The sequence below is a fragment of the Tepidanaerobacter sp. GT38 genome (genome assembly GCF_021991635.1).
Classification (GTDB): Bacteria; Bacillota; Thermosediminibacteria; order Thermosediminibacterales; family Tepidanaerobacteraceae; genus DTU063.
Window position 1 is genome coordinate 1 of sequence record NZ_JAFFJA010000106.1, and the last position, 11,005, is coordinate 11,005.

The 11,005-nt window shown below is 43.1% G+C and carries 6 protein-coding genes; all 6 read left to right on the forward strand.

Annotated elements, in window-relative coordinates; all coding sequences use genetic code 11:
* Positions 1 to 299: 299 nt before the first annotated feature.
* The 6 genes from rpoB to fusA all read left to right on the forward strand — a co-directional run bounded on the left by rpoB (position 300) and on the right by fusA (position 10,924).
* On the forward strand, positions 300 to 3,956 hold the full coding sequence (gene rpoB, locus JT739_RS11675; protein ID WP_237661305.1) for a DNA-directed RNA polymerase subunit beta: 3,657 nt from the start codon (positions 300 to 302) through the stop codon (positions 3,954 to 3,956).
* Positions 3,957 to 3,988: 32 nt separating this feature from the next.
* Positions 3,989 to 7,543 (forward strand): DNA-directed RNA polymerase subunit beta', encoded by a 3,555-nt coding sequence (gene rpoC / locus JT739_RS11680; protein WP_237661306.1) that lies wholly within the window; start codon positions 3,989 to 3,991, stop codon positions 7,541 to 7,543.
* A 71-nt stretch (positions 7,544 to 7,614) separates the two neighbouring features.
* On the forward strand, positions 7,615 to 7,863 hold the full coding sequence (locus JT739_RS11685; RefSeq protein ID WP_237661307.1) for a ribosomal L7Ae/L30e/S12e/Gadd45 family protein: 249 nt from the start codon (positions 7,615 to 7,617) through the stop codon (positions 7,861 to 7,863).
* Between the two features lie 84 nt (positions 7,864 to 7,947).
* Positions 7,948 to 8,325 carry a 30S ribosomal protein S12 gene (gene rpsL / locus JT739_RS11690; RefSeq protein WP_237661308.1) on the forward strand — a complete coding sequence of 126 codons (378 nt, stop codon included), beginning with the start codon at positions 7,948 to 7,950 and terminating at the stop codon, positions 8,323 to 8,325.
* A gap of 15 nt (positions 8,326 to 8,340) precedes the next feature.
* A complete protein-coding gene (gene rpsG / locus JT739_RS11695) occupies positions 8,341 to 8,811 on the forward strand; it encodes a 30S ribosomal protein S7 (RefSeq protein ID WP_237661309.1) in 471 nt (156 codons plus the stop codon).
* A 46-nt stretch (positions 8,812 to 8,857) separates the two neighbouring features.
* Entirely contained in the window at positions 8,858 to 10,924 is a 2,067-nt protein-coding gene (gene fusA / locus JT739_RS11700; RefSeq protein ID WP_370642671.1) for an elongation factor G, read from the forward strand.
* The last annotated feature ends 81 nt before the right edge of the window (positions 10,925 to 11,005 follow it).

Below are 11,005 nucleotides of genomic sequence, written 5' to 3' on the forward strand. Positions count from 1 at the left end.
TATCACAGAATAACAACAATTTAGGACATAAAAAGTTGACATACTTGAAAAAATGTGGTATTATACTAAACTGCACAATCATAAGCAAAAATCATGCCATACTTTTAGGATTCCTATGTAAAGCCAAGTACATATTTCGTGTCTTTTTATAAAATAATCTGTAAAAATATATCCATAAAATTGTATAATGCTTCCTGTTTTAGGAGATAGTATAATAGATATTTTTGTCTTAAAACCAAAAGTAAGGTATAAGTCCGCTTTTGGCTATTTTTACTTATAATGAGGGGTGAGGGAAACACATGGTTCAACCTATTGCCATAGGCAATCGCACCCGATGGAATTATTCTAAAATCGATGAAGTTATGGGCATGCCTGATTTAATCGAGATTCAGAAGGATTCGTATCAGTGGTTTTTAAATGAAGGCATCAGAGAAGTATTTGAGGACATTTCGCCAATCGAAGATTTTACGGGTAATTTGGTATTGGAATTTATCGATCACAAGCTAGAATCTACACCAAAGTACACGGAAGATGAGTGTCGTGAAAGAGATGTAACTTATGCTGTTCCCCTTAAAGTCAAGGTCCGGTTGATTAATAAGGAAACCGGAGAAGTAAAAGAGCAAGAGGTTTTCATGGGAGATTTCCCATTGATGACCGAAAACGGCACTTTTATTATTAACGGTGCCGAAAGGGTTATTGTAAGCCAGCTGGTCCGCTCTCCAGGTGTTTATTTTGACAGTCAGCGGGATAAAAACGGCAAAGAGATTTTTTCCGGAACAGTTATTCCCAACAGGGGAGCCTGGCTGGAAATGGAGATGGACTCAAATGATGTCTTGTACGTTCGAATTGACAGAACTCGTAAGCTGCCCATTACTGTTTTGATTCGAGCTTTAGGATATGGGTCAAATGCCCAGATACTGGAGCTTATGGGTGAAGATGAAAAGATTTTGCGCACATTTGAAAAGGACAACACGGAAAACCAAAATGAAGCTCTTATAGAAATTTACAAAAGACTTAGACCTGGTGAACCGCCCACAGTTGAAAATGCCAAATCCTTACTAGAATCTTTGTTTTTTGATCCCAAACGGTATGATTTAGCTCATGTAGGCCGCTATAAATTTAATAAAAAATTAAGACTCAGAGACCGCATTTTAGGCAAAATCAGTGCAGAAGATGTGGAAGATCCTACAACTGGAGAGGTAATTCTAAAGAGGGGCCAAAAAATCGACCGCAAGACCGCGGAACTTCTTGAATCATTGAAAATTAAAGAGCTTAAAATCCAGCTGGAAGACGGGTTAGAGTCGAGAACACGCACCGATTATAACCCTAAAATAGTCAAGGTTATAAGCAACGGATACTCTGATGAACCTGGTCCTGAAGGTCAAAGAACTGAAAAGCATATCACAGTAGAAGATATTATAGCAGCCATCAACTACTTTATTAATCTTCCTTATGGAATTGGCAACATTGACGATATTGACCATCTTGGCAACAGGCGCCTTCGTTCGGTAGGTGAACTTTTGCAAAACCAATTCCGCATAGGTCTTGCCAGAATGGAAAGGGTAGTCAAGGAACGCATGACTATCCAGGATGTGGATACAATCACACCCCAAGGCCTTATAAATATCCGTCCCGTTGTAGCAGCTATAAAGGAATTTTTTGGAAGCAGCCAGCTCTCTCAGTTTATGGATCAGACTAATCCTCTGGCTGAATTGACTCATAAGCGCAGACTCAGTGCTCTAGGTCCTGGCGGTTTAAGCCGCGACAGGGCGGGTTTTGAAGTCCGCGACGTCCACCATTCACACTATGGCCGTATGTGCCCAATTGAGACACCAGAAGGTCCCAACATCGGCTTAATCGGGTCCCTAAGTACTTATGCAAGGGTAAATAAATACGGATTTATAGAAACTCCTTACCGCAAAGTGGATAAGGAGCGAGGCGTTGTTACAAATGAAATTGAGTATTTGACCGCTGACGAAGAAGATGCATACATCATAGCTCAGGCTAATGCACCTCTTGATGAAGAAGGAAGGTTTATACAAAAGAGAGTAGTTGCCCGTTATGCCGATGAGATCATAGTAGTCCCTGCAGAAGATGTAGATTATATGGACGTGTCGCCGAAACAGCTGGTGTCAGTGGCTGCGGCCCTGATTCCGTTCTTGGAGCATGATGACGCTAACCGTGCTCTTATGGGTGCAAACATGCAGCGTCAGGCAGTGCCCCTCTTGCAAACTGAGGCACCTTTGGTGGGAACTGGCATCGAGCATAAGGTTGCAGTTGATTCTGGTGTAATGATTATTGCTAAAAACAGTGGTGTTGTAGAGAGAGTTACAGCCCGTGAAATTGTGGTCCGCAGAGACAGCGATAACAACCTTGATGTTTACAAAGTCCATAAATTCTTAAGATCAAACCAGGGCACTTGCATAAATCAAAGGCCTATTGTTAAAAAAGGAGATAAGGTTGTAAAAGGCCAGCCTATAGCTGACGGCCCCTCTACTGACCATGGTGAACTAGCATTAGGTCGCAACGTGCTAATAGCCTTTATGCCCTGGGAAGGCTATAACTATGAAGATGCCATATTAATTTCGGAGCGCTTAGTCAGAGATGATGTTTTTACCTCAATTCACATAGAACAATATGAGGCTGAAGCCCGAGATACCAAGCTGGGGCCAGAGGAGATCACTAGGGATGTGCCCAATGTAGGTGAAGAGGCGTTAAAAGATTTAGATGAACGGGGAATAATTAGAATAGGTGCTGAAGTCCGCGCAGGAGATATTCTGGTAGGCAAAGTAACTCCTAAGGGTGAAACCGAGTTAACTGCAGAAGAGCGATTGCTTAGGGCAATTTTCGGTGAAAAGGCTCGAGAGGTGAGGGATACTTCCCTAAGAGTGCCTCACGGCGAATACGGCATCGTTGTTGATGTTAAGGTGTTTAGCAGAGAAAACGGAGATGAACTTCCTCCCGGTGTCAATGAACAGGTGAGGGTCTATATAGCACAAAAGCGGAAAATATCTGAAGGGGATAAAATGGCAGGTCGTCACGGTAACAAAGGTGTAATTTCGCGGATATTGCCTGTAGAGGATATGCCTTTCTTACCTGACGGAACTCCTATAGATATAGTACTAAATCCTCTTGGAGTGCCTTCTCGTATGAACATTGGTCAGGTTCTCGAAGCTCACCTGGGATGGGCTGCCAAAGCATTAGGTTGGCATGTGGCAACACCGGTCTTCGATGGTGCAGAAGAAAGTGAAATTTTTGAGACGCTAAAGAAGGCCAATCTTCCTGAAGATGGCAAGACAGTACTTAGAGATGGTCGCACGGGCCTTCCCTTTGATCGACGTGTGACGGTTGGTTACATGTACATGCTAAAACTTGCCCACTTAGTTGACGATAAAATCCATGCCCGCTCGACTGGCCCATACTCACTTGTAACCCAGCAGCCCTTAGGTGGAAAGGCTCAGTTCGGTGGACAGCGCTTTGGCGAAATGGAAGTTTGGGCATTAGAGGCCTATGGCGCAAGCTATACACTGCAAGAGCTGCTTACGGTCAAATCCGACGATGTCGTAGGTCGTGTAAAAACCTATGAAGCCATTGTCAAAGGTGAAAACGTGCCAGAGCCCGGCATACCGGAATCCTTTAAAGTTTTAATAAAGGAACTTCAGTCATTGGCATTGGATGTAAAAGTGCTATCTGATGAAGGCGGAGAGATACAGATTAAAGAAGATGACGATGATGAAGATGAAGATTCACCATTAGATGTAAATATAGAAGGTCTGGAAGATGGGCAGAGCACTTTTACCGATGACAGTGAAGATACGGAGGCAGAAGAAGCCGATGAAGTTGATGAAAATGATGAGAGCGATATCATCTATTATGAGGACTACGATGACGAAAATCTGGAGCTAGATGAAGATTTTCCTTTCATCGATAAAGACGAGACCTTGGATGATATTTAAATCTCAACCAAGCTGCGAAGGGAGAGAAACACTTGTTGGAACTCAATTATTTTGATTCCATAAAGATCGGTCTTGCTTCACCGGAACAGATAAGGGCATGGTCTAAAGGTGAGGTAAAAAAACCGGAGACAATAAACTACAGAACCTTAAAACCTGAAAAACAAGGTCTGTTTTGTGAGCGGATATTTGGTCCTGTCAAGGATTGGGAGTGCCATTGCGGTAAATATAAAAGAGTAAGATACAAAGGTGTCATTTGCGATCGCTGTGGTGTAGAAGTTACTAAGTCAAAAGTCCGCCGTGAACGAATGGGGCACATAGAACTGGCAGCTCCGGTATCTCATATATGGTTTTTAAAGGGAATACCCAGCCGTATCGGTTTAATTTTAGATATGTCGCCCCGTTCTTTGGAAAAGGTAATATATTTTGCTTCATATATTGTAATTGACCCAGGCAATACAAGTCTTATGAAAAAACAGCTTCTCAATGAAAAAGAGTACAGGGAATACAGAGAAAAATACGGCAATGCCTTTAGAGCCGGCATGGGAGCTGAAGCCATAAAGGAACTTTTAGCTGAAATCGACTGTGAGAAGCTGGCAAAGGAGCTCCGGGCAGAGTTAAAAGATGCTACCGGCCAAAAGCGAATCAGGATTTTAAGAAGGCTAGAAGTAGTAGAAGCCTTTAGAAAGTCAAATAATAAACCTGAATGGATGATATTAGAAGTTATTCCCGTGATTCCACCAGATCTGCGCCCAATGGTGCAACTGGACGGGGGTCGATTTGCTACATCTGATCTGAATGATTTATACAGGCGTGTTATCAACAGAAACAATCGCTTAAAACGGCTTTTGGATTTAGGGGCACCTGACATTATTGTGCGAAACGAAAAGCGCATGCTTCAGGAAGCTGTAGATGCTCTCATAGATAACGGCCGCCGTGGCAGACCTGTTACTGGTCCGGGCAATAGGCCCTTAAAATCCTTAAGTGATATGTTAAAAGGTAAGCAAGGCCGTTTCCGCCAGAACTTATTGGGAAAGCGCGTTGACTACTCAGGTCGTTCCGTTATTGTAGTAGGCCCTGAACTTAAACTCTATCAATGCGGCCTACCTAAAGAGATGGCCCTTGAGTTGTTTAAACCTTTTGTAATGAAAAAGCTGGTTTCTGACGGTCACGCTCACAATATAAAAAGTGCAAAGCGCATGGTGGAACGGGTAAGGCCTGAGGTGTGGGATGTCCTTGAAGATATTATAAAAGAGCATCCGGTGCTTTTAAACCGAGCGCCTACCTTGCACCGTTTGGGCATTCAGGCTTTTGAGCCTGTGTTGGTAGAAGGCCGTGCAATACAGATCCATCCATTGGTATGTACTGCTTACAATGCGGACTTTGATGGCGACCAGATGGCAGTACATCTGCCTCTTTCAGCAGAAGCCCAAGCTGAAGCAAGGCTTTTGATGCTTTCTACTAATAACATATTAAAGCCTCAGGATGGAAAGCCCGTAACAACACCTACACAGGATATGGTATTAGGAGTATATTACCTGACAATGGAGAGACCCGGAGAAAAGGGTGAAGGCAAGTACTTTTCAAGTCCCGAGGAAGCGATTATGGCATATAATATGGGCGAAGTTAGCCTTCATGCCCTGGTCAATGTCAGGATAACCAAAGAGATAAACGGAGTAAAGCGTTACAAGACAATTAAAACCACAACAGGCCGCCTTATTTTCAATGAAGCTATTCCTCAGGATCTTGGCTATGTGGACAGAACCAAGGAAGAAAATTTATTTGATCTTGAGCTCAATACATTAGTAGATAAAGGCAAATTAGGAGATATTGTAGACAGATGCTATAGATTGCACGGGGCCACAGTTACTGCCGAAGTTTTAGATAAGATTAAGAAGACAGGTTTTGAATATGCTACAAGAGCTGGAATTACCATAGGTGTAACAGATATAGAAATACCCAAAGAGAAAGAGAAGATTTTATCTGAGGCCGAAGAGCAAGTTGATCAGATAGAATTGCTGTACAGAAGAGGCCTTATATCTGAAGAAGAAAGATATGAAAGAACCCTGGATATTTGGTCAAGTGCAACAGAAAGAGTTACTGAGGCATTGATGAATTCTCTTGACCGCTTTAACTCCATTTACATGATGGCAAACTCAGGAGCAAGAGGTAACAAGCAGCAGATAAGGCAGTTGGCAGGTATGCGTGGCCTTATGGCTGATCCATCAGGCAGAATTATAGACCTGCCTATTAAGGCTAATTTCCGGGAAGGTCTTACTGTATTGGAATACTTTATATCAACTCACGGAGCAAGAAAAGGGTTAGCTGATACGGCACTTAGGACAGCTGACTCAGGATACCTGACGCGCCGCTTGGTAGACGTAAGCCAGGACGTCATAGTCAGAGAGATAGATTGTGGCACAACCGATGGTATTACCGTAAGAGCTATCAAAGATGGCAATGAGGTAATTGAAGACTTGAAAGAACGCATTGAAGGGCGCTATGCTCAACATGATGTGATAGATCCAAACACAGGAGAAGTAATAGTCCACGCTAATGAGCTCATAACTGAAGACATGGCCAATCGCATCATAAAAGCAGGCATACAGGAAGTAGATATTCGCTCAGTATTAACTTGCAGAACCAGGCACGGTGTATGCGCAAGGTGCTATGGTAAAAACCTGGCTACCGGAAAGCCTGTTGATATCGGTGAAGCTGTTGGAATCATAGCTGCTCAGTCTATTGGAGAACCGGGAACGCAGCTTACCATGAGGACATTCCATACAGGCGGTGTAGCAGGTCAGGATATTACTCAGGGTCTCCCAAGAGTTGAGGAATTATTTGAAGCGCGAAAGCCCAAAGGGCAAGCGGTGATTACTGAAGTAGGCGGAACAGTTAGGATTCTCGAGAGCAAGAAGAAGCGAGAAGTCGAAATTACAACTCCAACCGGTGAAGTCAAAGTTTACCAAGTGCCTTATGGTGCACGGCTGAAAGTAGAAAACGGCTCTGTAGTCGAAGCCGGTGACGAATTGTGCGAGGGCTCTGTAAATCCCCATGATATACTAAAGATAAAGGGTATTCGTGGAGTTCAGACTTACCTGCTTCAGGAAGTGCTTAGAGTATACAGGTTGCAGGGCGTAGATATCAACGATAAACATATAGAGATAATTATACGCCAAATGCTTAAGAAAGTTAAAGTAGAGGATCCTGGAGACACAGAGCTGCTTCCAGGTGAGTTAATAGATGTGTTTGAATTTGAGGACTTAAATAATGAAATGATGCAGGCAGGGAAAACCCCGGCTAAGGGCAAGCGAGTGCTCTTGGGTATTACAAAAGCCTCTCTTGCAACAGAGTCATTCCTGTCGGCAGCTTCGTTCCAGGAGACCACAAGGGTTCTTACAGATGCTGCGATAAAAGGTAAGACAGATCCGCTGCTAGGTCTTAAAGAAAACGTCATTATCGGTAAACTGATCCCGGCGGGAACTGGAATGAGTCGCTATAGGAATATAAGCATTGGCTTACCTGATGAACAAATAAACGAAGCTGGAGAACCTGAGGCAATTGAAGAGAGTTCAGTTATTGACAGCTAGGTTCTATGATGGTAGAATATATGAGTGTATCTTGAAGCTCTCTTTTACAATTAAATGGGAGGGCGGAGGAAATGCTTGATAAACTGAAAAAGTCCCCCAATAAAATCATTGGTACTAAGCAGACTTTGAAAGCAGTTGACAAAGGTCAAGTTAGTGTTGTCTTCATTGCTCAGGATGCTGATGAACATGTAGTTTTGCCGCTGAAAGAGCTTTGCCTCAAAAAAGGCATTGAACCAGTGTATGTAAGTACCATGAAAGAATTGGGGGAGGCCTGCGGAATTCAGGTAGGGGCAGCATCAGCTGCAATCTTAAATTTATAATCTTTGTTTGTAAGATGCCCCTCTAAAGGGCATCTTTTTTTGTGACAACTATTGTCAATTTATCACATGGGAGGAGGTGCAAGAGTGCCAACGATAAATCAATTAGTTAGGAAGGGAAGAAAGAAAGTAGAATACAAATCTACGGCTCCTGCCCTTAAAGGCTCACCGCAAAAAAGAGGAGTTTGCACTGTAGTAAAAACTACTACGCCTAAAAAGCCTAACTCAGCTTTAAGAAAAATTGCCAGGGTAAGGCTTACCAATGGCATTGAAGTTACGGCCTATATCCCAGGCATCGGCCACAACCTACAAGAACACTCAGTGGTACTAATCCGCGGTGGCAGAGTCAAAGATTTACCAGGTGTTAGATACCACATTATTAGAGGAGCATTAGATGCTGCAGGTGTGGCAAACCGCAAACAGGGCAGGTCGCTTTACGGTGCCAAAAAACCCAAAGACAAATAGTAAAGGAGGGATATGATGCCTAGACGTGGTCATATAGGGGTAAGACCAGTTCAAGAAGATCCCGTTTACCATGACAAATTGGTAACAAAGCTTATCAATAAGGTCATGTACGATGGTAAAAAAGGCATAGCTCAGAAGATCTGCTATAAAGCATTTGATATTGTTGCGCAAAAAACTGGTAAAGACCCCATGGAAGTTTTTCAGGAAGCCATGAAAAACGTAATGCCAGTAGTTGAAGTTAGACCCAGAAGAGTAGGTGGTGCTACCTACCAGGTGCCTTCTGATGTAAGACAGGAGAGAAGGTATACTCTTGGGATTAGATGGTTAGTTGATTTTGCTAGAAAACGCGGTGAAAGAACAATGGCGGAGAGACTTGCCGCAGAAATTATGGATGCGGCCAACAATATGGGTGGAGCAGTTAAGAAGAGAGAAGAAACCCATAAGATGGCTGAAGCTAACAAAGCCTTTGCACATTATAGATGGTAGCCAGCCGTTGAACAGTAAAGACTTTAGTAGAAAGGAAGTGTAGATTGTGCCTAGGCAAGTTGCATTAGAAAAGACAAGAAACATAGGTATCATGGCACATATAGACGCTGGTAAGACAACTACAACAGAAAGAATACTTTTTTACACAGGAAAAGTTCATAAAATGGGAGAGACGCATGAAGGTTCAGCCGTAATGGATTGGATGGACCAAGAACAGGAGAGGGGAATTACCATCACATCGGCTGCTACTACCTGTTACTGGAAAGATCATCGCATAAATATTATCGATACGCCAGGGCACGTGGACTTTACGGTGGAAGTTGAAAGGTCTTTGCGAGTTCTCGACGGTTCAGTGGCTGTTTTTTGTGCTAAGGGAGGTGTAGAGCCTCAGTCGGAGACGGTATGGCGTCAAGCGGATAAGTACAGAGTCCCCAGAATTGCTTATATCAACAAAATGGATATCATCGGAGCAGATTTTGAGAATGTAATAACCATGATGAAAGAAAGGCTGGGTGCCAATCCGGTTCCGATACAGATGCCTATAGGTAGTGAGGCTGATTTTAAAGGTGTTGTGGACTTAGTCCATCAAAAAGCTTATATATATTTAAACGATGTGGGAACTGAAGTGCGTGAAGAAGAGATACCGGAAGAGCTAAAAGACAAAGCTCAAGAGCAGCGGGAAAGAATGCTGGAAGCACTTTCTGACATTGATGAAGAAATAATGATGAAGTATTTGGAAGGCGAAGAAATTTCAGAGGAAGAGATACGAAGGGCCCTTAGAAAGGGTTGTATAGAAGTAAAGATTACACCCGTTTTATGCGGTTCTTCTTATAAAAATAAAGGTGTACAGCTTTTATTGGATGCTATAGTATACTATTTGCCTTCACCTCTGGATATACCGGCTGTAAAGGGAATAAATCCGGATACCGGAGAAGAAATTGAACGACACCCAAGCGATGATGAACCTTTTTCCGCATTGGCATTTAAGATAGTGAGCGACCCTTATGTTGGAAAACTGACTTACTTTAGAGTTTACTCAGGAAAACTTACCTCGGGTTCTTACGTTTACAACTCTACCAAACAAAAAAGAGAGCGCATAGGGCGAATTCTCTACATGCACGCTAATCATCGCCAAGAAGTTGATGAAGTAATGACCGGCGATATTGTTGCAGCGGTAGGGCTTAAAGATACAACCACCGGCGACAGCTTAACCAGTGAAGAACATCCTATAATTCTGGAATCCATGCAGTTTCCTGAGCCTGTCATTAGAGTGGCTATTGAGCCTAAAACTAAGGCAGACCAGGACAAAATGGGCGTTGCCCTGCAGAAACTTGCGGAAGAAGACCCCACATTTAAGGCTTATACAGAGCAGGAAACAGGCCAAACTATTATTGCCGGTATGGGAGAACTTCATCTTGAGATAATCGTAGACAGAATGCTTAGAGAATTTAAGGTAGAAGCAAATGTGGGCAAACCTCAAGTTGCATATAAGGAAACCATACGCAAATCAGTAAAATCAGAGGGCAAATTCGTCAGACAGTCAGGCGGAAGAGGTCAATACGGCCATGTTTGGTTGGAAATTGAGCCATTAGAGCCAGGCAAAGGCTACGAGTTTGTAAATAAAATTGTTGGTGGCGTAATACCCAAGGAATTTATTCCTGCCGTAGATGCCGGTGTGCGTGAAGCGTTAACCAGTGGTGTATTAGCTGGATATCCCGTTGTAGATGTAAAAGTCACTCTATACGATGGTTCTTTCCATGAAGTAGACTCTTCTGAAATGGCATTTAAAATAGCAGGTTCCATGGCATTTAAAGAAGGTATGAAGAAAGCCTCACCAGTGCTATTGGAACCAATCATGAAAGTCGAGGTTGTTGTGCCTGAAGAGTATTTAGGCGATGTCATTGGAGACATCAATTCTCGCAGAGGGCAGATAGAGGGAATGGAACCTCGAGGAGGAGCCCAAGTAGTCAGAGGATTTGTGCCTTTGGCAGAAATGTTCGGTTATGCCACCGATTTAAGGTCAAAGACTCAAGGCCGCGGTGTTTACACCATGCAATTCTCCCACTATGCTGAGGTTCCTAAAAATATAGCTGATTCTATTATTAACGGATAAGAAAGATCAAGGAGGAAAAACATGGCAAAGCAAAAATTTGAGAGGACCAAACCCCATGTAAACATAGGTACAATAGGTCAC